Annotated in this window: 26 protein-coding genes; 20 read left to right on the plus strand and 6 right to left on the minus strand. The window is 71.7% G+C overall.

What is annotated here, in order from left to right; all coding sequences use genetic code 11:
- Positions 1-10 precede the first annotated feature (10 nt).
- Together INTCA_RS03390 and INTCA_RS03395 are read right to left on the minus strand one after the other, a co-directional pair.
- A complete protein-coding gene (locus tag INTCA_RS03390) occupies positions 11-253 on the minus strand; it encodes a hypothetical protein (protein ID WP_041307220.1) in 243 nt (80 codons plus the stop codon).
- Positions 254-375: 122 nt separating this feature from the next.
- Positions 376-1,950: an MFS transporter gene (locus tag INTCA_RS03395; RefSeq protein ID WP_244859867.1), complete on the minus strand. Its 1,575-nt coding sequence runs from the start codon at positions 1,948-1,950 to the stop codon at positions 376-378.
- A gap of 70 nt (positions 1,951-2,020) precedes the next feature.
- On the opposite strand from INTCA_RS03395, the gene INTCA_RS03400 reads away from it, so the two are divergent.
- A complete protein-coding gene (locus INTCA_RS03400) occupies positions 2,021-2,596 on the plus strand; it encodes an RNA polymerase sigma factor (RefSeq protein WP_013491539.1) in 576 nt (191 codons plus the stop codon).
- Positions 2,593-3,561, plus strand: a complete 969-nt coding sequence (locus INTCA_RS03410; protein WP_013491540.1) for a hypothetical protein — start codon at positions 2,593-2,595, stop codon at positions 3,559-3,561. The genes INTCA_RS03400 and INTCA_RS03410 overlap by 4 nt, the downstream gene beginning before the upstream one ends.
- Before the next feature lie 70 nt (positions 3,562-3,631).
- Here the strand turns inward: INTCA_RS03410 and INTCA_RS03415 are convergent, their stop codons facing one another.
- Entirely contained in the window at positions 3,632-4,567 is a 936-nt protein-coding gene (locus INTCA_RS03415; protein ID WP_013491541.1) for a 1,4-dihydroxy-2-naphthoyl-CoA synthase, read from the minus strand.
- Positions 4,568-4,601: 34 nt separating this feature from the next.
- Here INTCA_RS03415 and INTCA_RS03420 point away from each other — a divergent pair, with 34 nt between their 5' ends.
- A complete protein-coding gene (locus tag INTCA_RS03420; protein WP_013491542.1) occupies positions 4,602-5,114 on the plus strand; it encodes an NUDIX hydrolase in 513 nt (170 codons plus the stop codon).
- On the opposite strand, the gene INTCA_RS03425 is transcribed toward INTCA_RS03420, so the two are convergent.
- A complete protein-coding gene (locus tag INTCA_RS03425) occupies positions 5,097-5,978 on the minus strand; it encodes a hypothetical protein (protein ID WP_013491543.1) in 882 nt (293 codons plus the stop codon). The two genes, INTCA_RS03420 and INTCA_RS03425, sit on opposite strands and share 18 nt — an antisense overlap.
- Before the next feature lie 186 nt (positions 5,979-6,164).
- Between INTCA_RS03425 and cobT the strand changes: the two genes are divergently transcribed.
- The 3 genes from cobT to INTCA_RS03440 all read left to right on the plus strand — a co-directional run bounded on the left by cobT (position 6,165) and on the right by INTCA_RS03440 (position 9,054).
- Positions 6,165-7,217 (plus strand): nicotinate-nucleotide--dimethylbenzimidazole phosphoribosyltransferase, encoded by a 1,053-nt coding sequence (gene cobT, locus INTCA_RS03430; RefSeq protein ID WP_013491544.1) that lies wholly within the window; start codon positions 6,165-6,167, stop codon positions 7,215-7,217.
- A 71-nt stretch (positions 7,218-7,288) separates the two neighbouring features.
- Positions 7,289-8,296, plus strand: coding sequence for an o-succinylbenzoate synthase (locus tag INTCA_RS03435; protein ID WP_013491545.1), 1,008 nt, complete (start codon positions 7,289-7,291; stop codon positions 8,294-8,296).
- Positions 8,293-9,054 (plus strand): 3-keto-5-aminohexanoate cleavage protein, encoded by a 762-nt coding sequence (locus tag INTCA_RS03440; protein ID WP_013491546.1) that lies wholly within the window; start codon positions 8,293-8,295, stop codon positions 9,052-9,054. The genes INTCA_RS03435 and INTCA_RS03440 overlap by 4 nt, the downstream gene beginning before the upstream one ends.
- Before the next feature lie 150 nt (positions 9,055-9,204).
- Here the strand turns inward: INTCA_RS03440 and menD are convergent, their stop codons facing one another.
- Both menD and INTCA_RS03450 read right to left on the minus strand, forming a co-directional pair.
- Entirely contained in the window at positions 9,205-10,893 is a 1,689-nt protein-coding gene (gene menD, locus INTCA_RS03445; RefSeq protein ID WP_013491547.1) for a 2-succinyl-5-enolpyruvyl-6-hydroxy-3-cyclohexene-1-carboxylic-acid synthase, read from the minus strand.
- Positions 10,894-10,902: 9 nt separating this feature from the next.
- Positions 10,903-12,207: an isochorismate synthase gene (locus INTCA_RS03450; RefSeq protein WP_013491548.1), complete on the minus strand. Its 1,305-nt coding sequence runs from the start codon at positions 12,205-12,207 to the stop codon at positions 10,903-10,905.
- A 102-nt stretch (positions 12,208-12,309) separates the two neighbouring features.
- Between INTCA_RS03450 and INTCA_RS03455 the strand changes: the two genes are divergently transcribed.
- The 14 genes from INTCA_RS03455 to nuoK all read left to right on the plus strand — a co-directional run bounded on the left by INTCA_RS03455 (position 12,310) and on the right by nuoK (position 25,929).
- Positions 12,310-13,002, plus strand: coding sequence for a demethylmenaquinone methyltransferase (locus INTCA_RS03455; protein ID WP_013491549.1), 693 nt, complete (start codon positions 12,310-12,312; stop codon positions 13,000-13,002).
- Positions 13,003-13,111: 109 nt separating this feature from the next.
- A complete protein-coding gene (locus INTCA_RS03460) occupies positions 13,112-14,086 on the plus strand; it encodes a geranylgeranyl reductase family protein (protein ID WP_342341438.1) in 975 nt (324 codons plus the stop codon).
- A gap of 3 nt (positions 14,087-14,089) precedes the next feature.
- Positions 14,090-14,407, plus strand: a complete 318-nt coding sequence (locus tag INTCA_RS20520) for a hypothetical protein (protein WP_342341439.1) — start codon at positions 14,090-14,092, stop codon at positions 14,405-14,407.
- Positions 14,408-14,590: 183 nt separating this feature from the next.
- On the plus strand, positions 14,591-14,950 hold the full coding sequence (locus INTCA_RS03465; protein ID WP_013491550.1) for an NADH-quinone oxidoreductase subunit A: 360 nt from the start codon (positions 14,591-14,593) through the stop codon (positions 14,948-14,950).
- Positions 14,951-15,041: 91 nt separating this feature from the next.
- Complete coding sequence (locus tag INTCA_RS03470; protein ID WP_013491551.1) at positions 15,042-15,596, plus strand: NuoB/complex I 20 kDa subunit family protein; 555 nt, start codon at positions 15,042-15,044, stop codon at positions 15,594-15,596.
- The gene (locus tag INTCA_RS03475) at positions 15,593-16,414 is read left to right on the plus strand and encodes an NADH-quinone oxidoreductase subunit C (protein ID WP_013491552.1); all 822 of its coding nucleotides are present in this window, start codon (positions 15,593-15,595) and stop codon (positions 16,412-16,414) included. Before INTCA_RS03470 ends, INTCA_RS03475 begins: the two co-directional genes overlap by 4 nt.
- Positions 16,414-17,841 (plus strand): NADH-quinone oxidoreductase subunit D, encoded by a 1,428-nt coding sequence (locus INTCA_RS03480; RefSeq protein WP_013491553.1) that lies wholly within the window; start codon positions 16,414-16,416, stop codon positions 17,839-17,841. Before INTCA_RS03475 ends, INTCA_RS03480 begins: the two co-directional genes overlap by 1 nt.
- A gap of 79 nt (positions 17,842-17,920) precedes the next feature.
- The gene (gene nuoE / locus INTCA_RS03485) at positions 17,921-18,688 is read left to right on the plus strand and encodes an NADH-quinone oxidoreductase subunit NuoE (RefSeq protein ID WP_013491554.1); all 768 of its coding nucleotides are present in this window, start codon (positions 17,921-17,923) and stop codon (positions 18,686-18,688) included.
- Positions 18,685-20,016 (plus strand): NADH-quinone oxidoreductase subunit NuoF, encoded by a 1,332-nt coding sequence (gene nuoF, locus INTCA_RS03490; protein WP_013491555.1) that lies wholly within the window; start codon positions 18,685-18,687, stop codon positions 20,014-20,016. The genes nuoE and nuoF overlap by 4 nt, the downstream gene beginning before the upstream one ends.
- A complete protein-coding gene (locus tag INTCA_RS03495; RefSeq protein ID WP_013491556.1) occupies positions 20,013-22,532 on the plus strand; it encodes an NADH-quinone oxidoreductase subunit G in 2,520 nt (839 codons plus the stop codon). The genes nuoF and INTCA_RS03495 overlap by 4 nt, the downstream gene beginning before the upstream one ends.
- A complete protein-coding gene (gene nuoH / locus INTCA_RS03500) occupies positions 22,529-23,977 on the plus strand; it encodes an NADH-quinone oxidoreductase subunit NuoH (RefSeq protein WP_013491557.1) in 1,449 nt (482 codons plus the stop codon). The genes INTCA_RS03495 and nuoH overlap by 4 nt, the downstream gene beginning before the upstream one ends.
- Positions 23,970-24,722 (plus strand): NADH-quinone oxidoreductase subunit NuoI, encoded by a 753-nt coding sequence (gene nuoI, locus INTCA_RS03505; protein WP_013491558.1) that lies wholly within the window; start codon positions 23,970-23,972, stop codon positions 24,720-24,722. Before nuoH ends, nuoI begins: the two co-directional genes overlap by 8 nt.
- A complete protein-coding gene (locus tag INTCA_RS03510) occupies positions 24,719-25,633 on the plus strand; it encodes an NADH-quinone oxidoreductase subunit J (RefSeq protein ID WP_013491559.1) in 915 nt (304 codons plus the stop codon). The genes nuoI and INTCA_RS03510 overlap by 4 nt, the downstream gene beginning before the upstream one ends.
- On the plus strand, positions 25,630-25,929 hold the full coding sequence (nuoK, locus tag INTCA_RS03515) for an NADH-quinone oxidoreductase subunit NuoK (RefSeq protein WP_013491560.1): 300 nt from the start codon (positions 25,630-25,632) through the stop codon (positions 25,927-25,929). The genes INTCA_RS03510 and nuoK overlap by 4 nt, the downstream gene beginning before the upstream one ends.
- Positions 25,930-25,931 lie beyond the last annotated feature (2 nt).

Here is a 25,931-nt window from a genome sequence, read left to right on the forward strand (position 1 = left end):
GTACCCGGCGTCAGCGACCGGCGCGCTGCGCTCGCGCCCGGACGAGGTGCCGGGCGTGGACGGCGACGGCGGCCACGTCGGTGACGAGCCACAGGGCTGCCACCACGGCCATCTGCGTCGCCGGAGGCGCCGGGTTGTACGGCGACCGGGGCTCGTTGATGCTCGCGATGAGCAGGAGGATCAGGAAGGCACCCTGCAGGACGACGAAGCTGCGGAGGAAGCCGTTGGGCGGCTGGTCGTGTGCGGTTCCCATCGGGGGTCCCCCTTGCTCGGTCGCTGGGGGGACGGTCGCACGGACTCGGCTGGTGCGCCAGGGTCGAAGGTCCCGGCTGGCGACCCGGCACGCCACATCGGTCGCGCCGGCCAGCCACCGGTTCAGCGGGCGGGCCGCGTCCTGCTCACCGAGGGCCGGCCCGCGCGACCGACGCCACGCGCCCGGCCCGCACCGGTGGTCCGCTGTCGGGCCGCCATCAGCACGGTCCAGACGAGCATCGCCGCGCAGACCGGGAACCCGACGTAGGGGTTGAGCGGCAGGAGGATGCCGAGGCCGCTGCCGAGAACCCACAGCATCTGCAGCATCGTCTCGGACCAAGCGAAGACCGAGGCCCGGACGTTCTCGGCGACCTCACGCTGGACGAGCGCGTCGAAGCAGAGCTTGGCGAGCTGCGCCGTCAGTCCCTGGACCAGCCCGAGGGCGACGAGGGTCCACACGCCGTACCAGACGGCCGTCGCGATGCAGACGAGGGTCGCGGCGAGGACCGAGACCATGGCCACCCGCTCCGGACGGTGATCGCGCAGGGAGTTGCCGAGCAGGCTGCCGAGCGCGTTGCCGACTCCGATCGCGCCGACGGTGAGCCCGAGCACGAGCTCGCCCCGCATCCCGCTGATCGGGTGCTCCTTGGCGAGGAACGCCATGAACATGATGAGGAAGCCGGTGAGCAATCGCGTCCCGCCCGTGGACCACATCGCGTGCCGCACCGGCCAGGGGATGGCGTGCAGCCGCCGGAGGAACCGCCCGAGGACGCCGGCTGAGTCGACCTCGAGCGCCGAGTCCTCTGGCCCGGGCGGGGAGCCGGCCGGATGCCGCTGGGCTCGCTCCCGCTGCGCCCCCGGGTGGTCCACCGGCTGGGTGTTGCCGACGGAGACCTCGCCCACGGCGCTGTCCACGTCGTCGGGCAGCCGGATCGACTGGACCGTCCCGATGACGAAGAGGACGAAGCCGACCCGCAGTGCCCACTCAGGTCCGAACCACAGGGCCGCTGCGGCCAGCCCGCCCCCGACCAGGGCACCGATGACACCGGCGATGGCGACCCGGGAGTTCGCCTTGACGAGCGAGATCCCGGCGGGCAGCAGCCGGGGCACCGCAGCGGAGCGGCTGATGTTGTAGGCCTTCGACGCGACGAGGAACCCGAGCGCCGCGGGGTAGAGCCAGCTGGAGTCGTTGGAGATCGCCTCGGCCAGGACCCAGCAGAGGAACGCCCGGCTCGCCATCGTCGTGCCGATGGCCCAGCGTCTGCCGTGGCTGAACCGGTCGAGAAGCGGTCCGATCAGCGGGGCGACCAGGGTGTACGGGACCATCGCCAGGACGAGGAAGAGGGCGACCTGGCTGCGGACCTCGGCGGTCTGCGGGTTGAAGAACAGCGTCCCTGCCAACGCCAGCATCATCGCCGCGTCGCCGGCCGTGTGGCTCGCGTGGAGCTCCGTCACCCGAGCCAGGCCGGTCTCGCCCGCCCCGCCGGAATGCGTGAACGCGTGGAACCTCGCCGTGGCATAGCGCGAGGTGGCAGCCGTCGCGCGGGCACTGGCGACGGCCGCCCTGCCGACCCCTCGCCCGGCTGCTCTCGTCGCGTTGAGCGCCGTCGTGCGGGCGCGCTGGCGGTGGTCCGCGGCGTGTCCCCCCGCTGGCACGTCACGGCGTCCGTGCTGCCGGCCGTCGCTGGGGGTGGTCACCCTGCCATCTTGCCCGCTCGGGGCGGCTCCTCGTGCGACACACTCGTGTCCTCGGGCGACATGAGGAGTCATGAGCATTCACGAGATGGGACCGCCGGGACGCGAGCAACGGTTTGCGCGGCTGTTCGACCATGCCTACGCCCCGGTGTTGCGCTTCGTCGAACGTCGCGTCCACCCCAGCCACGCCGAGGACCTCGTCGCCGACGTCTTCCTCGTCGCGTGGCGCCGCCTCGACGAGCTGCCGGCTGACCTGGACGACGCCCGGGCCTGGCTCTTCGGCGTCGCTCGGCGAACCCTGATGGCCGGGGCCCGGGGACAACAACGACAGCAGGCGCTCGCCGTCCGGATCGCCGAGAACTCGTTCGGGCAGCACGTCGCCGAGCTCGACGTGGACTTCGTGGCCCGGCGGCTGGACGTCGCACAGGCGTGGAAGCGGCTCTCCGCCCTGCACCAGGAGGCCCTCGCGCTGACGGTGTGGGACGGGCTCGATGCGCCACGGGCCGCACAGGTCCTCGGCATCTCCCCGGTGGCGTACCGGCTGCGCCTCAGCCGGGCCCGCAGGGCCCTCCGGGCCCATCTCCAGTCCCTGCCTCACCCCACCGCAGCACCTGCGGCCGAGGCCGCCACCCCGAGGAGCACCTCATGAAGAGCACGAACACGCATGACCTGATCGACCGGGTGCTGCGCGACCTGGACGCAGCCGGACCTGCCGTTGACGACGTCCGGGCGGACGAGCGCGCCCGGTCCCTGTTCGCGAGGGTCGTCGCCAGCCCGCCGGATGCCGGGGCACCGGGTGGCCGGGGGGCGCCGGGAGCGGCCGGAGCATCCGGTGCGGCGGAAGGGGAAGGGCTCCGGCGAGGACTCACGCCGCTGGGGGTGCGTCGCTCCGCCGGTGCGAGACGTCTCGTCGCGGTCGGCGTGGTCGCGGGCGTCCTCGGAGCCGGATCGGTGCTCGCGCCTCAGCTCTTCGGGGCGAGCGAGGCGCTGGCCTGGTCCGCGAAGCCGCAGCGTCTCACGGCCGAGGCGGCCGCGGCAGCCGAGGCGGCCTGCGACGAGTGGGTCCGCGACGACATCCGCGGTCTGGACGGGGTTGACCTGTCCGGCGTGCGTCCGGTCGTCACCGAGGCCAGGGGCTCCCTCATCCTCGTCTACGAGACCGACGCACGCCCGGCGCCGAGCGACATCACGTGCTACGTCAAAGGCGATCGGGTCATCGCCTCCGGGGGGAGCGTGGCGACCACGACGTCACCGCCGCTGCCGCCCGTCCCCGCGGACTCCCTGCAGGGGAACCTCGGGGCGGTCTTCAGCACGTCCGGTGGAAGCATCCGTGGCGTCACCGGCCGAGTCGGCTCCGACGTCGTCGGCGTCGTCCTCGACTCGGTGGCCAAGGGCCCGGTGACGGCCACGGTGCGGGACGGGCACTTCGGCGCCTGGTGGCCGGACGCGCCCACGACGGAGCAGAAGGAGAACGCCGCCGGCCCCGAGATCACCGGGGCGACGGTCACCCTGCGGGACGGGAGCACCCGCCCGGTCTCGGTCGAGGAGCTGAGCGGTCGGACCACCGAGGAGCTGCGCACCGCAGACACGGGGGGCTCCGCCGCCTCCGGCTGACGTGACCCCGATCTGGGTGCCCTCGGTCCTGGCGGCCCGGGGGCACCCAGCGCTCACCGGTGCACCGGGGTCAGAAGTACCAGGGGAACGGGGCCCAGTCGGGGTCCCGCTTCTCGAGGAACTGGTCGCGGCCTTCGACGGCCTCGTCCGTCATGTAGGCCAACCGCGTCGCCTCACCCGCGAAGACCTGCTGGCCCATCAACCCGTCGTCGGTGAGGTTGAACGCGAACTTCAGCATGCGTTGGGCCTGGGGGCTCTTGCCCATGATCTCGGAGGCGGCCTGCAGGGCCTCCTTCTCGAGGTCCATGTGGTCGGCGACGATGTTGACCGCGCCCATGCGGTGCATGTCCTCGGCGGTGTAGGTCCGGCCGAGGTGGAAGATCTCCCGGGCGAACTTCTGGCCCACCGACTTGGCGAGGTAGGCCGAGCCGTAGCCACCGTCGAACGAGCCGACGTCGGCGTCGGTCTGCTTGAACCTCGCGTGCTCGCGCGACGCGATCGTCAGGTCGCAGATGACGTGGAGCGAGTGGCCGCCGCCGGCGGCCCACCCGTTCACGACGGCGATGACGATCTTCGGCATGGTCCGGATGAGGCGCTGGACCTCGAGGATGTGCAGCCGCCCACCCTGCGCCTTGACCCGCGCGTCGTCGACGGTGTCCGCGGTCTCGCCCGCGGCGTACTGGTAGCCCGAACGGCCCCGGATCCGCTGGTCACCGCCGGAGCAGAAGGCCCACTTGCCGTCCTTGGGCGAGGGCCCGTTGCCGGTGATGAGGACGACGCCGACGTCGGGTGTCATCCGGGCGTGGTCGAGAGCCCGGTAGAGCTCGTCGACGGTGTGCGGGCGGAAGGCGTTGAGCACCTCCGGCCGGTCGAAGGCGACCCGCACGACACCTGACTCGGGGCGGGGTCGCCCCTCGACGTGGCGACGCCGGTGGTAGGTGATGTCGGTGAAGTCGAAGCCGGGCACGACGTCCCACTCGCCCGGGTCGAAGATCTCGCTGCTCACGGGCCCGACCCTAGCGGGCGGCTAGGGTCGGCCCATGCCCATCCCGCCCTACGTCGCCCACCTGCGCACCATGGTCGGACAGGACCTGCTCTGGCTGCCCGGTGCCACCGCCGTGGTGCTCCGTGCGGCGATGGATGACGGCGCTGACGAGGTGCTCCTCGTCCGGCGGACGGACAACGGGGAGTGGACTCCGGTCACCGGCATCGTCGACCCGGGGGAGGACCCGCATGTGACGGCGGCGCGTGAAGCCCTCGAGGAGGCGTCCGTCGTGGTCGAGGTGGAGCGACTCGTCTGGGTGTCGGCCGGCCCTCCCGTCGTCCATCACAACGGCGACGTGGCGCAGTACCTCGACCACACGTTCCGGTGCCACTGGGTCTCCGGAGAGCCCCGCCCGGGCGACGACGAGGCGAGCGAGGCTCGGTGGCACCGGCTCGACGCCCTGCCGTCGATGCGCCGACACTTTCTCGACCGGATCGCCTGCGCGGTCGAGAACCCGCGTGACGTGCGGCTCGGGGGCTGGGTCGACGCGTCACGAGACGTGCCGTAGGTCGAGCTCGAGGTCCCGCACCCGAGCCGCCTCGCGCGCGACGGTCTGCGCCTCGGCGGCCGTGGCAGCGTCTCGGAGAGAGCAGATCTCGCGCCTCGTGCGCGAGGTGAGCAGGTCCGCGCGCGCGAGCACCTCGAGATCCATGGCGCCGAGGGGTCGCCGCACCCACGGTGGCTGCGGGATGCCGAGCATCCGACTGACGGCGTGAGCTCGCGACGCGGGGAACGAGGAGAGGCCGAGGCGGGAGGTGAGCTCCTTCTGGGTGAGCGGGCCGACCGGTGGCTTGAGCCCGTTGGCCCGGATCAGGGTCCAGCCGATGGCTGCCGCGGTGTGGGCCGGGTCGACCGAGGGGCCGTTCCGGAACAGCTGCGGTCCCACCGCGGTGAGGGCGCGACGGAAGGCGGTGCGCAGCTCCGCGTCGAAGAACGCGTCGGCGATCCCGTCCAGGTGTGCGACGGCCCTGCGGAACCGGGCGACCACGTCTCCGTCGCCGACCGCGAGCTCCGGCAGCTCGAACTCCTCATCAGGCAGCGGTTCGGTCGTCAGGGCGGTGAGAACGTCCGACCCCCCGACGACGTGCTCCAGCCAACGGACCGTGTCGACCCAGGGTCGAGGCTCCGGAGCCGGCTGCGGCTCCTCTCGCCACGCTCGCCGCGACCGGTCCACCCTGGGGTCGTTCCGCCACGGCGAGTCCTGCAGCGGCTCCTGCCAGGTGTCGACGACGCGCCCGTCCACGAGGACCACGTAGGCGACGGTCCGCTCGGGGCCCGCCCCGTACTCCATCAGCCAGTGGGCCGGTACCGGCTCGTGCTCCTCGTAGGGCTCAGACCGCCAGGGGTCGTCCATCCAGCTCGAGCTCTCCATGGGGTGTCCTTCTCGTCGTGTCGGGTGGTGCCACGACGGTCCCGCTGCGCGCCCCCGCCCGGCCAGGGGCGTCGACCGGCCTGTGGAGGACGGGGGCGTGACGCAGGGGGTGTGGACAACGTGTCGGCGGGCGACGACGCATCGGCCAAGATGAGACGACCCATGACAGCGAGCAACGGAGGCTCCATGCCCACGCAGACGTCCACCATCACCCCGCCGGACGAGCAGGTCCGCGCGGTGGCCCTCGAGCGGCTCGACGGCCTGGCCAAGCCACTCGGGGCGCTCGGACGGCTGGAGGAGGTCGGGGCCTGGCTCGCGGCCTGCCAGGGCGTGTGCCCGCCGGAGCCGGTCGAGCGGGTCCGGGCGGTCGTCCTCGCGGGCGACCACGGTGTCACCCGAGCCGGGGTCTCTGCCTCCCCCAGCGAGGTGACCGCCGCGATGGTCCACGCCTTCGTGGCGGGCGTCGCCGGCGTCAGTGTCCTGGCCCGACAGCACGGCGCCACGGTCCGCGTCCTCGACATCGGCGTGGACGCCGACCTCTCCAGCGCGCCGGCCGACGTCACGGCGCACAAGCTGACCCGCTCGTCCGGGTCGATCGATGTGACGGACGCGATCAGCCGGGACCTGGCCGTGCGGGCCATCGCGGTGGGCGCCGAGATCGCCGACGCCGAGGTCGACGCCGGCGCGCAGCTGCTCGTCCTCGGCGACATGGGCATCGGCAACACCACCCCCTCCGCCGCGCTCATCGCCGCGAGCCTCGGGCTCGACGCAGCGGCGGTCATCGGCCGAGGGACCGGCATCGACGAGGCGGCGCACGACCGCAAGCTCGACGTCCTGGCCCGCGCCCTCGCCCGCGCCTGCGACGACGACCGTCGCATCGAGGACCCCGTGCAGCGCCTTGCCGCGCTCGGCTCGGCCGACCTCGCGGTGGGGACCGGCTTCCTCGTCCAGGCGGCCCGGCGCGGCGTGCCCGTCCTGCTCGACGGCGTCATCGCCTGCGCGGAGGCGCTCGTCGCAGCGGGCCTCGCCCCCGGCGCGGAGGCCTGGTTCCTCGCGGGGCACCGATCCACCGAGCCGGCCCAGGCGCACGCGCTCGCGGCGCTGGGCCTGGAGCCGCTGATCGACCTCGGGATGCGTCTGGGAGAGGGGTCAGGAGCGATGACCGCCGTCCCGCTCGTGCAGTCCGCGGCTCTCCTGGTCCGGGAGATGGCGCTGCTCAGCGACCTCGTCGGGCCCTGAGCACAGCAGGGCGCCAGGGCGCCACGCCCACCGTCGTCCCGTCCGGTCGCCCCCTCGGTCATGATGAGGGGGTGACCGACCTCCCCCCTGCCGCCGCCCTGCTCGAGGGCGCGCACGTCGTCTCGATCCCCATGCGCGTGCGCTTCCGTGGTGTCGAGGTGCGGGAGGCGCTGCTCTTCGAAGGGCCTTCCGGCTGGGGCGAGTTCTCGCCCTTCCCTGAGTACGCCGACGAGGAGTCGGCCCGTTGGCTCGCAGCCGGGATCGAGGAGGCGTATGCCGCTCGCCCGACTCCCGTGCGCGAGGTCGTCCCGGTCAACGCGACGGTGCCGGCCGTGCCGCCGGACCGGGTGCCGGAGGTCCTCGCCAGGTTCGACGGGTGCACCACCGCCAAGGTCAAGGTCGCCGAGGCGGGCCAGTCCGTCGACGACGACCTGGACCGCATCGCCGCCGTCCGGGAGATCATGGGGCGACGGGCGCAGATCCGGATCGACGCCAACGGAGGGTGGGACGTCGAGACGGCCACGGAGGCACTGAGGAGGTCAGCGGCATACGACATCGAGTACGCCGAGCAGCCCTGTGCCACCGTCGACGAGCTCGCCGCACTGCGAAAGCAGCTGGCCCGCAACGGGATCGACGTCCTCGTGGCGGCGGACGAGTCGATCCGGAAGGCGGCGGACCCGCTGCTCGTCGCCCGCAAGAAGGCCGCTGACCTCATCGTCGTCAAGGTCGCTCCGCTCGGCGGCGTCGCGGCTGCGCTCGACATCGTGGACGCGTGCGGGCTCCCAGCCGTCGTCTCCTCCGCCCTCGACACGAGCGTCGGCATCTCGGCCGGGGTGGCCCTGGCGGCGGCGCTCCCGCACCTTGACCACGCCTGCGGGTTGGGGACCGTCGGCCTCTTCACCACCGATGTGGCGGCGGAGCCGATGCGCCCTCGGCAGGGGACGCTCGCGCCGCGGCGGGTGACGCCCGACCCCGACCTGCTCGCCGTCCTCGCCGCGCCGCCGGATCGCCAGAAGTGGTGGCTGGACCGGCTCGCCCGCTGCCACCCTCTCCTCCAGCGCGCCGGGGGGCCGCGGTGATCGCCGCCTGCCTCAACGGGGACCGGCCACCGCGCGCCCACCCACGGCTCCCGGTCACTCCGGAGGCCGTGGCCCGGGCGGCCCGCGACGTCGTCGACGCGGGCGCCTTCATGGTCCACGTCCATCCGCGAGACGAGCACGGACGCGAGTCCCTCGACGCTGCGGACGTCGCCGCGACGGTGGGAGCCATCCGCGACCTCGTCCCCGATGTGCGCGTCAGCGTCACGACCCGGGACGGCATCGCGGCGGACGACCGCGACAAGCTCGCCCGGGTCGTCGCCTGGCCGGAGTCCGACGAGGGCGGCCCGGACTGCGCCACGGTCAACTGGCACGAGCCCGGCGCGGTCCGTCTCGCGGGGGTGCTGCGGGCCAAGGGAATCGGTGTCGAGGCCGGCATCTGGACGCCGCACGCGGCGACTGCTTTCGTCTCGACGAACTGGCCCTGGCAGGTCGAGCGCGTCCTCGTCGAGGTGATCCCGGGCCACACGCGCGGCAGCGACGGCCGGTGGGCCGCGGAGCGCGTCCTCGCCGCTCTCGGGATGTCCGCGGCGCCGCTGCTCGTCCACGGCGAGCGGGCCTGGGCCTGGCCGGTGCTGCGCTGGGCGCAGCGGTCCGGCCACGACGTGCGGATCGGCCTGGAGGACACGCTGGTCCTGCCGGACGGCCGCGAGGCACGCGACAACACCGAGCTCGTCGTCGCAGCGCTCGCCTCGGACGGCGGCGCGCCCACCCAGTGGCCGGTCCCCGACCCGCTCTAGGGCCCGTCAGGAAAGCCGTCGTAGCCCGTTATCGAGTATCGCGACGCACACAGGTCTTGCCACCCGCTACGACAAACGCTCCGTCCGGTTGGCTGCCACTGTCGATGTCGCGATGCTCGATGCCTGGCTACGACGCTTCTGTAACAGGCCCTATTCAGGCCGGGCGAGCTCGCGCAGGCGCTCGGCTTCCGCTCGGCGGTCGGCCCGCGAGACCGGCACCTCGATGAGGCGTATGCCGCTGGGCTCGCTGCGCAGGGCCGTGGCCAGCCGCTCCGGCTCGGTGATCGTCTCGTGCTCGATGCCGTGCGCCCGGCACAGAGCGGCGAGGTCGGTGCCGTGCGGCGTGCCGAAGACCCGCTCGAAGGCCGACTCGTAGGGCGTGCCGCCCTGCTCGAGGCCGGCGAAGATCGCCCCGCCGTCGTCGTTGAGGACCACGAAGGTGATGTCGGGGCGAGGCTCGTCCGGCCCGATGAGCAGGCCGTTGGTGTCGTGCAGGAAGGTCAGATCGCCCAGGTAGGCGATGGTGCGGGATGCACCCGGACGGCCGAGGGCGATGCCGACCGCGGTCGAGACCGTGCCGTCGATGCCCGCCAGTCCGCGGTTGCCGACGACGAACCGGTGCTCGTGGGGTGTCCACGGCGTGGCCATCACGTCGAGGTCTCGGATGACGTTCGACGAGCCGAGGACGAGCGAGGTGTGGGGGGTGACCGCGTCGGCGACGACGGCGGCGAGGGCCAACGGGCTGCCGGGTCGCTGCGCGATGTAGGCGTCGATCCGGGCGGACAGAGCGTCGTCGGCCGCCCGCCATCGGTCGAACCAGTCCGACCCGTTCTGGACACTCGACGGGGTGGGGGAGTCCGCGAGCGTGGGGACCGCGTCGAGGACGCGGGCCACCCGTCCGGGATCCGTCGCCGTCCCCGACCGGTCGCGGACGGCCAGGACCTCAAGTGTCGGGTCGCTGATGAGGCTCGTGACGGGGCGCGAGAGGGTCGGGTGGCCGATGACGATGACGCGGTCGATCTCTGCGCGCAGGGGCCCGCCGAGCAGGAGGCGGTAGGCGCGGATCGCCTGCCGACCGACGCGAGCCCCGGACGTCGGCTCGGCGAGGAGCGGCCAGTTCCCGGCCTCCGCGAGGAGGCACGCCGCGGGGCCGGCGTCGTCACCCGCGACCACGACGGTCCGAGGCCCGGTCGTGAGCTCGACCGGCTGGGAGGGGATGCGGGCCGGCAGGTTCTGCACACTCGACGCGGGGTGTGGTGCGGGGGCGGCTGCGGGGCGGGACCACCAGGTCGCCGGGTCGGCTTCGGAAGGCATGAGGTCACCGTCGAGCTGGAGGTTCAGCTGGGTGGGGCCGGCCGCAACGCAGGCCGAACCGGCCGCTGCCGCAAGGGCTTCCGGTGAGTCGCTCGACCTCAGGTCGTGGCAGGCCGCGAAGGGCCCGAAGATGCCCGCCTGGAGCGTGGTCTGGTTCGCCCCCGTCCCGCGCAGCCGCTCGGGCCGGTCCGCGGAGACGACGACGAGGGGAACCCCCGTGTGGTGCGCCTCCATCACGGCCGGCAGCAGGTTGCCCACGGCCGTGCCGGAGGTGGTGACGACCGCGACCGGGCGCCGGGACCCCTTGGCCAGGCCGAGGGCGAGGAAGCCGGCCGAGCGCTCGTCGACGCGGACGTGCAGGCGCACGTCACCGACCGCGTCGGCCCGGTGGAGGGCGAGCGCGAGGGGCGCGGAGCGAGACCCGGGAGCGAGCACGAACTCACGCACTCCGCCGGACCACAGCGCCTGCAGGAGAGCGAGCGACAGGCCGTGGGCACCTGGGGCTGGGAGCGAGCTCAGCGGCATACGGCCACGTCAGCTGCTCGTCAGCGCGTCACGCATCGGGATGAGCTTGGCGTTCGACTCGGCGACCTCGGACTCGGGGTCGGAGCCGGCGACGATCCCGCACCCCGCGTAGAGCCGGATCGTCGTGGGGTCGTCGGGGAGGATCGCGCCGCTGCGCAGGGCGATGCCCCAGGCGCCGTCACCGTGGGCGTCCATCCACCCCACCGGCCCGGCGTAGCGGCCCCGGTCCATGTTCTCGAGCTCGCCGATGAGCGCCACCGCCTCCGCCGTCGGGGTGCCGCCCACTGCCGCCGACGGGTGCAGCGAGGCGGCGAGGGTCAGCGACGACGCGTCGTCCGCGCTGACCGCGGCGACGTCGGTCGCGAGGTGCATGACGTTGGGCAGATGGAGGACGAACGGCGCCTCCGGCACGTTCATCGAGGAGGAGTGGGGGGCGAGGGCGTCGGCGACCGAGCGGACGGCGTACTCGTGCTCCTCGAGGTCCTTGGACGACCGGGCCAGGGAGGCGGCGAGCGCGAGGTCGGCCTCGTCGTCGCCGGTCCGGCGGATCGTGCCCGCGAGGACGCGTGAGGTGATCAGCCCCTGGTCGCGGCGGACGAGCAGCTCCGGGGTGGCGCCGAGCAGGCCCGACACCGCGAAGACCCAGGTGTTCTCGTAGCGCTCGGCGAGGCGCCGCAGGACGAACCTGGGGTCGATCGGCTCGCGGGCGGTGGCGATGAGGTCGCGCGCGAGGACGACCTTGTCGAGCGCGCCGGAGCTGATCCGTCGCACCGCCTCGGCCACGGCGTGGGCGTAGTCGCTCGGCGAGACGGAGCCGTCGGCGAAGGTCACCCCGACCGGCGGCGCCGGTTCGGCTGCCGGAGAAGGCGGCTCGATGGGGTGCAGGTGCGCCGCGAGGGACACCGTGGTCAACCAGGTCTGACCGTCGCGACGGCCGACGATCGTCGTCGGGACGACGAGACGGGCCGCGTCGGCGGAGTCGTCGGCGAAGGGGAAGGAGCCGAAGCAGACGAGCCCCGTGCCCGGCACCCCGACCTCGTCGCGGACGACCGCCCTGGACGCGACGGCGCGCCACCAGGCCTCCGCCTCGCGGAACCGGCCCGCCCCGGCTGCGGAGAAGTCGAGCGCGGTGCCCCAGCCGACGAGGCCGTCGCCGCGACGGACCCAGGAGACGACCGACTCCGGCTCACCGTCCGCTGCCACTGCGGGCAGGTAGGCGAGCAGCGACTCCTCGGAGTCGAACAGCACGGTCCGCACGATGACCGCGGGGGCGGTCGCTGCGGCCGGTGCCTCGGGGGCGGGAAGTGATGACATCGCCCGCAACTCTACGACCGTGCGAGCGCCGCCGCCGCCATCGTCGCGGGCCGGTGCGACCAGCGCCACACCGGTTCCCGGAGAGGATGGGAGGATGGGACCATGACTCGCGCCCAGCTCGACAAGAAGCCGGTCGACGTCGCGTCGATGTTCGACACCGTCGCCGAGAAGTACGACGTCACCAACGACGTCATGACCGCGGGGGTCGACCGGCTGTGGCGGCGCGCGGTCGTCAAGGCCGTCGGGGCGAAGCGGGGGGAGCGCATCCTCGACATCGCCGCCGGCACCGGCACGTCGAGCGAGCCGTGGGCCGACCGGGAGATCGAGGTCGTGCCGGCCGACTTCAGCCTCGGCATGCTGCGCGTGGGGCGGCGGCGCAGGCCCGACATGGCGTTCACGGCGGCCGACGCGATGAGCCTGCCGTTCGCCGATGCGAGCTTCGACGTCGTGACGATGAGCTACGGGCTGCGCAACGTCTCGGACACCGACGCGGCGCTCCGGGAGTTCCTCCGGGTCGCGAAGCCGGGCGGCCGCCTCGTCGTCTGCGAGTTCAGCCAGCCGGTCAACCGGGTGGTCCGGGGCGCCTACGGCAACGTCGTCCTGCGGCTGCTGCCGGCGATCGCCCGTCGCACCGGGAGCAATGCCGAGTCCTACGTCTACCTCGCCGAGTCGATCCGGGACTGGCCGCCGCAGGGCGAGCTCGCCCGCCGCATCGAGCAGGCCGGGTGGTCGAGTGTCGGCTGGCAGAACCTCACCGGTGGCATCGTCGCCCTCCACACCGCGGTGAAGCGTTAGTTAGGGATGCCTTATCTGACAACGTCGAGCGGTCCGGAGTAGGGTGATCCGGAGTTCGTGAACTGATTCACAAGCAGCGCGCGCAAGCATTCGGAACCTGCAGGGAGCCATGAGCACTACGAATGTCGACACGGCTGACGTCATCGTCGTCGGAGCCGGTCCCGGAGGATCTGCCACCGCCGCCTACCTCGCGATGGCGGGCATCGACGTGCTCCTCCTCGAGAAGACGTACTTCCCCCGCGAGAAGGTCTGCGGCGACGGACTGACCCCCCGGGCGGTCCGTGAGCTGGTCAACCTGGGCATCCCGACCCCCGAGTCGGACGGCTGGATCCGCAACAAGGGGCTGCGCATCATCGGTGCCGGCATGCGACTCCAGCTCGACTGGCCGGAGAGCTCCGCGTTCCCGCCCTATGGTCTCGTCCGCACCCGGATGGACTTCGACGACATCCTCGCCCAGCACGCCGTCAAGAACGGCGCCCGCCTGGTCCAGGGCTGCAACGTCTCCGCCCCGATCACCGACGCCCGCGGCGCGATCGTCGGCGTCACCGCGAAGTCCGTCGACGAGAGCGGGCGCGCGACGGGGGAGACCCACGAGTACCGCGCGCCGCTCGTCATCGCCGCAGACGGCAACTCCAGCCGCCTCTCCCTCGCGATGGGCCGCGAGAAGCGCGACGACCGCCCGATGGGCGTGGCCGTCCGCACCTACTACACGAGCCCGCGCACCAACGACGACTACCTCGAGTCCTGGCTCGAGCTGTGGGCCAAGGACCCGTCCGGCAAGGACGTCCTGCTGCCCGGCTATGGCTGGATCTTCGGCGTCGGCGACGGCACGAGCAACGTCGGCCTCGGCATCCTCAACACGTCCAAGGCCTTCGGCAACGTCGACTACAAGGACGTCATGCGTCGCTGGGTGGCGACGATGCCCGAGGAGTGGACCTACAACGACGAGACGATGACGCAGCCGATCCGTGGGGCCGCGCTGCCGATGGGCTTCAACCGGCAGCCGCACTACGCCGACGGGCTGCTGCTCGTCGGCGACTCCGGCGGGATGGTCAACCCGTTCAACGGCGAGGGCATCGCCTAAGCCATGGAGTCCGGGCGGACCGCGGCCGAGGTGGCCGCGCACGCCTTCGCCCGCGCCGACGCCGCGAGCCGGGAGCGCGTGCTCCAGTCGTACAACACGCGGATGAAGCAGGACCTCGGCGGCTACTACACCCTCGGCCGGCACTTCGCGACGATCATCGGCAACCCCGAGGTGATGCGGCTCGCGACGAAGTACGGCCTGCCGCGCACGACGCTGATGAAGTTCCTCCTGAAGATCATGGCCAACCTGGCCGAACCCGGTGGCAAGGGTGCGAGCGACCGCATCATCAACGCCCTGTCGAAGATCGCGCCGGACGCATGACCCGAGCCCCGTCGTATGCCGCTGGGCCGGCTTCCCGGGCCGCCGCTCGCCCCCGGGTGGGGTGGACCTTGTGACCCCGGGCACAATCGACTCGGACCCCCCTAGGATGGGTGCGCCGAGCACTGTCAGGCACGGTGGCCGCGACCGCCACCGCTGCCACGATCGAAAGGCATGTGACCGAGGATGAACCCGTACGTCCCGATCCTGTTCATGCTGGGGCTCGGCTTCGCCTTCGCTGCGTTGTCCGTGGGCGCCTCGCTCGTCGTCGGGCCGAAACGCTACAACCGGGCCAAGCTCGAGGCGTACGAGTGCGGGATCCAGCCGTCACCCCACCCCGCCGGCGGCGGGCGCGTGCCGATCAAGTACTACCTGACGGCGATGCTCTTCATCATCTTCGACATCGAGTCGGTCTTCCTCTATCCCTTCGCCGTCGCGTTCAACCGGCTCGGCCTGTTCGCCCTGGTCGAGATGGTCCTGTTCATCCTCACCGTGTTCGTCGCGTACGCGTACGTGTGGCGCCGCGGTGGCCTCGAGTGGGACTGAGCGAGTCGGTGGGCCGCAGAGTGGAGCACCAAGTGGAGCACCGAGTGGACCTGGCCGCGCCAGAGCGAGCACGAAGGACTTAGGAGAAACCATGGGAATCGAAGAGAAGCTGCCAGCCGGATTCCTGCTCTCGACCGTCGAAGGGCTCGCCGGCTACATGCGCAAGGCGTCGATGTGGCCGGTGACCTTCGGCCTCGCCTGCTGCGCGATCGAGATGATGGCCGTCGGCACACCGGACTATGACATCGCCCGGTTCGGCATGGAGCGGTTCTCGGCCACCCCGCGGCAGGCCGACCTGATGATCGTCGCCGGTCGCGTCAGCCAGAAGATGGCGCCCGTCGTGCGCCAGGTCTACGACCAGATGCCCAACCCGAAGTGGGTCATCTCGATGGGCGTCTGCGCGAGCTCCGGTGGGATGTTCAACAACTACGCCATCGTCCAGGGCGTCGACCACATCATCCCGGTCGACATCTACCTGCCCGGCTGCCCGCCCCGCCCGCAGATGCTGCTCAACGCGATCATCGAGCTGCACAAGCAGGTCCAGAGCACGCCGCTCGGCGTCAACCGCGTGGCCGCTGCCCGCGCCGCTGAGGAGGCCGCCCTGCAGGCGACGCCCACCCACCAGATGAAGGGGCTGCTCGCATGAGCGACGACGTGGTGAAGAACGACGCACCGACGAGCGACGCGGGCAAGCCCGATGTGGCGAAGGGCCTCGAGAAGACGCAGGAGAGTGGCCTGACCCCCGGCGAGATCGAGCTGGTGCAGGGCGCCGGCGCCGATGTCGAGCCGGGCGAGACGACGCCGAAGGTCGTCGGCTACCGGCAGGGCATGTTCGGGGCGAAGCAGGGCGGGGACACCTCCGGCTACGGCCTGCTCCGTCGACCCGTGCTCGTCGCGGGGGAGACGTCGCGTCCCTACGGCAGCTTCTTCGACGAGGTCGCCGACGCGCTCGAGCGGGCCCTCGTCGGTGGGAGCGCCTCGTTCGGCGAAGCGGTCGCGGCGGTCGTCATCGACCGCGGCGAGATGACGATCAACGTCCACCGCGAGCACCTGGTGGCCGTGGCGCGGGCGCTGCGCGACGACCCCGCCCTCCGGTTCGAGATCTGCACCGGGGTGTCCGGCGTCCACTACCCGGACCGGGTCGGCGAGGAGCTCCACGCCGTCTACCACTTCCTGTCGATCACGCACGGGAGCCGGCGCATCCGCGTCGAGGTGTCCTGCCCCGAGGAGGACCGCCACATCCCCTCGATCGTCGAGGTCTACCCGGCCAACGACTGGCACGAGCGCGAGACGTGGGACATGTTCGGGATCGAGTTCGACGGTCACCCGGCCCTGACGCGGGTCCTCATGCCCGACGACTGGCCGGGCCACCCCCAGCGCAAGGACTATCCCCTCGGCGGCATCCCCGTCGAGTACAAGGGCGCGACGGTCCCCCCGCCGGACCAGCGGAGGTCGTACAACTGATGAGCACCCACACCCACACCCACACCGGGGACGACGAGACGGTCCACGGCACGAGCCCGGGGCTCGACCCCCGACTCGGGGGCGACCCCTACGCCACGACGTCGGCCGACGAGGCCGCCGCCGGCGACGCCCCGGTCTTCAACGCCGGGGGCGGTGACTGGGACGACCTCGTCGACGAGGCCACCGCCCTCCACGAGGAGCGGATCGTCGTCAACATGGGTCCGCAGCACCCCTCGACCCACGGGGTTCTCCGGCTCATCCTCGAGCTCGACGGCGAGACCGTCACCGAGGCCCGGGCCGGGGTCGGCTACCTCCACACCGGCATCGAGAAGAACATGGAGTACCGCACCTGGGTGCAGGGCGTCACGTTCTGCACGCGGATGGACTACCTGACGCCGATGTTCCAGGAGACGGCCTACTGCCTCGCCATCGAGAAGCTCCTCGGGATCACCGACGACATCCCCGAGCGGGCCAGCGTGCTGCGGGTCCTGATGATGGAGCTGACCCGCATCAGCTCTCACCTGGTCTGCATCGGCACCGGCGGCATGGAGATGGGTGCGACGACGGTCATGACCGTCGGCTTCCGGGAGCGCGAGCGGATCCTGCGCATCTTCGAGATGGTCACCGGTCTGCGGATGAACAACGCGTACATCCGTCCCGGCGGCGTCGCTCAGGACCTGCCCCCGGGCGCCATCGACGCACTGCGCGAGATGGTGCCGGAGCTGCGCCGCGGCATCGGCGAGCTCGAGGCGCTCGTCAACGAGAACCCGATCGTCAAGGGCCGCATGGTCGACGTCGGCGTCCTCAGCCTGGCCGCGTGCATGGCGCTCGGCGTCACCGGGCCCATGCTCCGGTCGACCGGCCTGCCGCACGACCTGCGCAAGTCCGCGCCCTACTGCGGCTACGAGACCTACGACTTCGACGTCATCACCAGGACCAGCTCGGACTCCTACGGGCGCATGCGCATCCGTCTGGACGAGATGTACGAGTCGCTCCGGATCGTCGAGCAGTGCACCGACCGGCTCCAGGCGACCGAGGGCAGCCAGGGCGCCGTCATGGTCGCGGACAAGAAGATCGCCTGGCCGGCGCAGCTGGCCCTCGGCGGCGACGGCCTCGGCAACAGCCTCGACCACATCCGCGAGATCATGGGCACCTCGATGGAGTCGCTGATCCACCACTTCAAGCTGGTGACCGAGGGCTTCCGGGTTCCGCCGGGCCAGGCCTACGTCGCGGTCGAGTCCGCCAAGGGCGAGCTGGGGTGCCACCTCGTCTCCGACGGCGGCACCCGCCCCTACCGGGCCCACTTCCGGGACCCGAGCTTCAACAACCTGCAGGCGGTCGCGGCGCTGTGCGAGGGCGGCCAGCTCGGCGACGTCATCGTCGCCGTGGCCTCGATCGACCCCGTGATGGGGGGAGTGGACCGATGAGCACGGCAGGCTGTGAGGCTCGCAGCGAGCGCCAGAGCGCGCGGACCGGGACGCTCGCCATCGCGCGAAAGGACAACGCATGAGCGGCAACGACACCTCCCACGCCTCGGGGCACCTGCACCTGCGGCCGGAGTCCAAGGAGCCCTACGCCCCGGAGGTGCTCGAGCAGCTGCGGGTCGACGCGGCCGAGGTCATCGCCCGCTACCCGCAGAAGCGCTCCGCGCTCCTGCCGCTGCTGCACCTCGTCCAGTCGGTCGACGGCTACGTCACCGGCCGGGGGGTCTCGCTCTGTGCGGAGCTGCTCGACCTCACCGAGGCCGAGGTCAGCGGCGTCGCCACGTTCTACACGCAGTTCAAGCGCCACCCCAACGGCGAGTACACCGTCGGCGTGTGCACGAACACCCTCTGCGCCGTCATGGGCGGCGACCAGATCTTCGACACCGTCGCCGAGCACCTCGGGATCGGGCACGACGAGACGACCGCGGACGGCAAGATCACGCTCGAGCGGATCGAGTGCAACGCGGCGTGCGACTACGCCCCGGTCGTCATGACCAACTGGGAGTTCTTCGACAACCAGACCCCGGACAGCACGGTCCAGCTCGTCGACGACCTCCGCGAGGGCAAGGACGTTCGCCCGACCCGCGGGCCCGACCGGGTCTGCACCTTCAAGCAGGTCTCCCGCGTCCTCGCCGGCTTCCACGACGGTCTCGCCGACCAGGGGCCCGGCGCCGGACCGGCCTCCCTGCTCGGTCTGCGCATCGCCAAGGAGCACGGCTGGACGGCCCCCGGCGACGAGAGCGACTCGTCCGGCGACACTCCGACGGATGGCAAGGACGGCTCGAAGTGACTGACACGCTGACTCCGATCCTCACGAAGTTCTGGGACGCGCCCGAGTCCTGGACCCTCGCCACCTACGAGCGCAACGACGGCTACCGCGCGCTGCGCAAGGCCCTCGACATGGCGCCCGCCGACGTCCTCGGAGCGGTCAAGGACTCGAGCATCCGGGGGCGCGGCGGGGCCGGGTTCCCGACGGGTCTGAAGTGGTCGTTCATGAGCCCGCCCGACGGCGGGCCCCGCTACCTCGTCGTCAACGCCGACGAGTCCGAGCCGGGCACCTGCAAGGACATCCCGCTCATGATGGCCAACCCGCACGCGCTGATCGAGGGGGCCATCATCAGCTCCTACGCGATCGGGTGCGAGCACGCCTTCATCTACCTGCGCGGCGAGGTCGTCCACGTCTACCGTCGCCTGCTGCGAGCCGTCGAGGAGGCCCGCGCGGCCGGCTACCTCGGTGACGACGTCGGAGGCAAGGGCGTCAAGGTGAACATCACCGTCCACGCCGGCGCGGGCGCCTACATCTGTGGTGAGGAGACGGCCCTGCTCGACTCCCTCGAGGGCCGACGGGGCCAGCCGCGGCTCAAGCCGCCGTTCCCCGGGGCCGCCGGCCTCTACGCCCGGCCGACCTCCGTCAACAACGTCGAGTCCATCGCCTCCGTGCCGGGGATCATCCTGCGCGGTCCGGACTGGTTCAAGGGCATGGGCACCGAGAAGTCCACCGGCTTCGGCATCTTCAGCCTCTCCGGCCACGTTACCCACCCCGGTCAGTTCGAGGCGCCGCTCGGCATCACGATGCGCGAGCTGATCGAGCTGGCCGGTGGGATGCGCCAGGGGCACCGGCTGAAGTTCTGGACGCCGGGTGGCTCGTCGACGCCGATCTTCACCGAGGAGCACCTCGACGTGCCGCTCGACTTCGACTCGGTCGCCGCAGCCGGTTCGATGCTCGGCACCCGGGCCCTGCAGGTCTTCGACGAGACCGTGTCCGTCGTCCGCGCGGTGTCGCGCTGGACCGACTTCTACGCCCACGAGTCCTGCGGGAAGTGCACGCCGTGCCGTGAGGGCACGTGGTGGCTGCGCCAGATCATGAACCGCATCGAGAACGGCAAGGGGACGCAGGACGACATCGACAAGCTCGTCGACATCTGCGACAACATCCTCGGCCGCAGCTTCTGCGCCCTCGGTGACGCGGCGACGAGCCCGATCACCTCGGCCGTCAAGTACTTCCGCGAGGAGTTCGAGGCAGGCATGCACACGCCGGCCCACGAGCTCTTCCCGCCGGGGAGGTCGGTCCTCTTCGACGTCCAGACCAAGGAGTCCAGCGGGATGGTGACCGCATGACCGCCACCTCGACCAGTGCCGCCTCGTCCGCTGCTTCCTCGTCGGGGGCGGCCGCGGGAGGTCCGGCCAACCCCGACCTCGTGGGCCTGACGATCGACGGAGTCGACGTCAGCGTCCCCAAGGGAACCCTCGTCATCCGGGCCGCCGAGACGATCGGCATCGAGATCCCGCGCTTCTGCGACCACCCGCTCCTCGAGCCGGTCGGCGCCTGCCGGCAGTGCCTCGTCGACGTCGCCCTTCCCGACAAGGAGGGGGTGCCGCGGGCCATGCCGAAGCCGCAGGCCTCGTGCACCATGACGGTCTCCCCGGGGATGGTCGTCAACACCCAGCACAGCTCGCCCGTGGCCGACAAGGCGCAGCAGGGCGTCATGGAGCTGCTCCTCATCAACCACCCGCTCGACTGCCCGGTCTGCGACAAGGGCGGCGAGTGCCCCCTGCAGAACCAGGCGATGAGCAACGGCCGGGCGGTGTCCCGCTTCGAGGACGTCAAGCGGACCTACCCGAAGCCCATCAACATCTCGTCGCAGGTCCTCCTCGACCGCGAGCGGTGCGTCCTCTGCGCCCGCTGCACCCGCTTCTCCGACCAGATCGCCGGCGACCCGTTCATCGCCCTGGTCGAGCGCGGCGCCCTCCAGCAGGTCGGCATCTACGAGGAGCAGCCGTTCGAGAGCTACTTCTCCGGCAACACGGTCCAGATCTGCCCGGTCGGAGCGCTGACCGGCGCCGCCTACCGGTTCCGGAGCCGGCCGTTTGACCTCGTGTCGACGCCGTCCGTCTGCGAGCACTGCGCGAGCGGGTGCGCGATCCGCACCGACCATCGACGGGGCGTCGTCCTGCGCCGGATGGCGCTGCGCGACCCCGAGGTCAACGAGGAGTGGAACTGCGACAAGGGCCGCTGGGCCTTCACCTACGCCACGCAGCCCGACCGCATCGAGTTCCCGATGGTGCGCCAGCCGAACGGTGAGCTCAAGGCGGTCGGTTGGCCGGAGGCCCTCGCTGCGGCTGCCGCCGGTCTCGCCGGAGCCAGGGCCGGTGTGCTCGTGGGCGGTCGGGTGTCGACCGAGGACGCCTACGCCTACGGCAAGTTCGCCCGGGTCGCCCTCGGCACCAACGACATCGACTTCCGCTCGCGGCCGCACTCGGCCGAGGAGGTCGCGTTCCTCGCGGAGCACGTCGCCGCGACGGGGCCGGACGGCGGCTCGGTGACCTACGCCGACCTCGAGAAGGCCGGCACGGTCCTCCTCGTCGGGTTCGAGCCCGAGGACGAGAGCCCGATCGTCTTCCTGCGGCTGCGCAAGGCGTTCCGCCGCAACAAGACCAAGGTGTATGCCGCTGGGCCCGTTCCCACCCGCGGGCTCGCCAAGGTGGGTGGCACCCTCATCCCGACGGTGCCCGGCCAGGAGGCCGCGACCCTGCGCGACCTGCGCGCCGGTGACGTCGGCAGCGCCGCCCGGGACGGGCTCGCTCAGGGCGGGATCATCCTCGTCGGCGAGCGGGCGGCGACCTCGCCCGGCGCCCTCGCCGCGGTGGCCCAGCTCGCGGCCGAGACCGGCGCCCGGCTCGCCTGGGTCCCGCGGCGCGCCGGTGAGCGCGGAGCCCTGGAGGCCGGTGCGCTCGGCGCGCTCCTCCCGGGGGGCCGCCCGACGACCGACGCTGCCGCCCGGCGCGAGGTGGCCGCGGCCTGGGACGTCGGCTCGCTGCCGGACGCTCCGGCCCGCGACACCGCCGGCATCATCGCCGCCGCCGCGTCCGGGGACCTGGACGCCCTGGTCCTCGGCGGCGTCGACCCGGCCGACCTCGGCCTCGCGGATACCCGCAACGCCCTCGAGAAGGCCTTCGTCATCTCCTTGGAGATCCGCGAGTCGGCCGTCACCCAGCTCGCCGACGTCGTCCTCCCCGTGGCCGCCCAGGCCGAGAAGGAGGGTTCCTACGTCAACTGGGAAGGCCGGGTCCGCTCCTTCGAGAAGGCCCTGACCACCAACCACGTCAGCGACCACCGCGCCCTCGACATGCTGGCCGGAGAGCTCGGCCACTTCCTGGCAACCCGCACCAAGGACCAGGTCCACGCGCAGTTCGAGGCGCTCGGGCCCTGGTCCGGGGCACGGGGCGTGTCCGCCTCCGGGCAGGCCGCCACGGCACCCGTGGTCGGTGACGGGCTGGGCGACTACGTCCTGGCCACCTGGCCGACCCTGCTCGACCGCGGCCGGATGCAGGACGGCGAGCCCTTCCTCGCCGGGACGGCGCCGGCTCCGGCCGCCCGACTGTCGCCCGGATCGGCCGAGCGGCTCGGCGTGCCGGACGGCGGCAGCGTCACCGTGACCGGCCCCCGCGGCAGTGTGACCGTGCCGGCGCTCGTCACCGCAGGCATGGTCGACGGCGTCGTGTGGCTTCCCACGAGCTCCCTGGGTGTCTCGGTCCGTGCCGGGCTCGGCTCCGACTCCGGCCGTCGGGTCTCCGTGACCGCGGGCGACGCAGCCACTGACTCCGCCAACCTCGCAAAGGACGGTGTCGCATGACACTCAGCCCAGCGGCATACGGCCTCGTCTCGGCGCCGCCGGCGACGGAGAACCCGTTGGCCGACTTCAGCGACACCCCGCTCTGGTTGTCGCTGATCAAGGCGGTGCTGATCTTCGTCTACCTGCTGATCTCCACGCTGATCGTCATCTGGTTCGAGCGGCGCATCATCGGCCGGATGCAGCAGCGGCCGGGCCCCAACCGCAACGGCCCCTTCGGTCTGCTCCAGACGCTCGCCGACGGCCTGAAGTCGATGCTCAAGGAGGACATCGCGCCGGCCAACGCCGAGAAGGTGATCTACCGGGCTGCCGCCCTGATCACGGCGACGATGGCCTTCGTGTCGTTCTCGATCATCCCGCTCGGCGGCGTCGTCTCGCTCTTCGGCCACGAGACCCCACTGCAGCTGACCGACGTGCCGGTGGCGGTGCTGCTCGTGCTCGCCGTCGCCTCCGTCGGCGTCTACGGCATCGTCCTCGCGGGGTGGAGCTCCGGCTCGACCTACCCGCTCCTCGGCGGCCTGCGCTCCACCGCCCAGGTCATCTCGTACGAGATCGCCATGGGGCTCTCGCTCGTCGCGGTCTTCCTCTACAGCGGCTCGATGTCGACCTCGCAGATCGTCGCCTCCCAGAGCTCGCTCTGGTACGTCCTGCCGGCTTTCTTCAGCTTCGTCGTCTACGTCATCACCATGGTCGGTGAGACCAATCGCCTCCCCTTCGACCTGGCCGAGGGCGAAGGCGAGATCGTCGGCGGCTTCCACACCGAGTACTCCGCGATGACCTTCGCGATGTTCTACCTCGGTGAGTACATCAACATGTTCACCGTCTCCGCGCTGGCCACGACGATGTTCCTCGGTGGTCCCGCGGCGCCGCCGCTCATCTCGATGATCGGCGACGGGATGTTCGCCGGCGGCTGGTGGGGCCTGCTGTGGTTCACGGTGAAGATGTGGCTCTTCATGTGGTTCTTCGTCTGGCTGCGCGGCACGCTGCCCCGTGTCCGGTACGACCAGTTCATGCGCTTCGGCTGGAAGTTCCTCATCCCGATCACCCTGGCCTGGGTCGTCGCCGTCGCGTTCATCCGCGGCGCACAGCTCGGCTTCCTCGGGGACGACAGCGTCACGATCGCCGGTCTCGTGTTCAACCGGGCGACGCTCATCCTGATCAGCGTCGTCGCCGTCCTCGCCCTCGTCGTCACGTGGGTCTGGGGCGACCGGGCCGATGCGAAGCGGGCTGCCCTCGACACGGCGCCGCCCGAGGAGATCGACCCCTTCGCTGACGGCTACCCCGTGCCGCCGCTGCCGGGTCAGCGCCTGCGCGAGCCAGCCCGAGCCGACCGCGTGCTCGCCGGCCCAGCCGGCGGCACGGGCGCCACGGTGCAGGGCAGCGCCACCGACCCCACCGCTCCCAGCACCACCGACGGCATCGCCGGCAAGGAGGACACCCATGGCTGACGAGAGCGTCAGCAAGGACCACGGCAGGAAGCGCAAGAGCGCCCTCGCCGAGATGTTCGCGCCCGTCGCGGGGTTCGGCGTGTCCTTCTCGACGATGTTCCGGAAGGTGGCGACGGAGGAGTACCCCGAGAAGCCCCGTCCGACCCAGCCACGGTTCCACGGCCGCCACCAGCTCAACCGTCACGCGGACGGACTCGAGAAGTGCGTCGGGTGCGAGCTGTGCGCCTGGGCCTGCCCGGCCGACGCGATCCTGGTCGAAGGTGCCGACAACGACGACACCCCCCTCGAGCAGGGCGGCAAGGGCCGGTTCAGCCCGGGCGAGCGCTACGGCCGCGTCTACCAGATCAACTACCTGCGGTGCATCTTCTGCGGGCTCTGCATCGAGGCCTGCCCGACGCGGGCCCTGACGATGACCAACTTCTACGAGCTCGCCGACAACGACCGCGGCAAGCTGATCTTCACCAAGGACCAGCTGCTCGCGCCGCTCCACGAGGGCATGCTCCCGCCGCCCTTCCCGATGGCCGACGGCATGGAGGAGCGCGACTACTACCAGGGCAAGGTCACCGGCCCGACCGCCGCCCAGCGCGACCACGTCGCCGCTCGCGACGAACGGGTCGTCGTGGACGAGAGCCCGCTGGCCCACGACGAGCCGGGCAACATCGCCGCGAGCGTGCCGGGCGAGCACGACGTGGTCCACACCACTGCGCCGACCGCTGCGCAGACCCGGGAAGGGGCGAACCCGTGACCTCCGGCACTGAATCCGCATTCTTCTGGGTGCTGGCACCCCTCGCCGTGGCCGCAGCGCTCGCGCTCGTGTTCGCACGCAAGGCGGTCCACGCGGCCATCGGCATGGCCATCACCATGACGATCCTCGGTGTCTTCTACCTGATGCAGAAGGCCGACTTCCTCGGCGTCGTCCAGGTGTTCGTCTACACGGGCGCCGTGATGATGCTCTTCCTCTTCGTGATCATGCTCGTCGGGGTCGACTCGTCCGACTCGCTCGTCGAGACGATCAAGGGGCACCGGTGGCTCTCCATCATCCTCGCGGTCGGCCTGATCGGCCTCCTCTCGTCGACGATCGGATCGGCCTCCTTCGACGAGGCGACGGTGCAGTCCGGGATCGACAAGCTCGAGGCGAGCAATGCCCAGACCGGCAACATCACCGGGATGGCCGAGCTCATCTTCGGCCAGTACGTCTGGATCTTCGAGGTGACCTCGGCCCTGCTCATCACCGCGGCTCTGGCCGCGATGGTTCTCGCGCACCGCGAGCGCATCGCCCCCAAGCTCACCCAGGCCGAGTGGGCGGCCAGACGGGTCCGCGACAACGAGTTCGTCGCCGGGCTCCCGGCGCCGGGCGTCTACGCCCGCCACAACGCGGTCGACACGCCGGCGCTGCTGCCCGACGGGACGCCCAGCGAGAAGTCGGTGTCCCGGGTGCTCGTGGCCCGTGAGCAGGTCGCCCGGCCCGACGAGTTCCTCGACGTCGAGCGCCACCTCCGTCGCTCGATCCGCGGCGAGGAGTCCACGGCGCGGGGCACCACGACCGGGGCCACCACCTCCGGGACCAGTGCGGGGACCAGTGCGGGGACCAGTGCGGGGACCAGCACGGAGCAGTCCACGGACACCGCGATCGCTGAGAAGGACGTGGACCAGTGAGCCCGTTGAACTACATCTACCTCTCGATCGTGCTCTTCTCCATCGGCACGGCCACCGTGCTGATGCGGCGCAACGCGATCATCGTGTTCATGGGCGTCGAGCTGATGCTCAACGCGACCAACCTTGCCCTGGTGACGTTCTCGCGGATCCACGGCGGCCTCGACGGGCAGGTCATGGCCCTCTTCGTCATGGTCGTCGCCGCGGCTGAGGTCGTCGTCGGGCTGGCCATCATCATGGCGATCTTCCGCGCCCGCCGGTCGGCTTCCGTCGACGACGCCAACCTGCTGAAGCTGTAAGG

Origin of the sequence: Intrasporangium calvum DSM 43043 (assembly GCF_000184685.1) — a bacterium.
GTDB classification, from domain to species: domain Bacteria; phylum Actinomycetota; class Actinomycetes; order Actinomycetales; family Dermatophilaceae; genus Intrasporangium; species Intrasporangium calvum.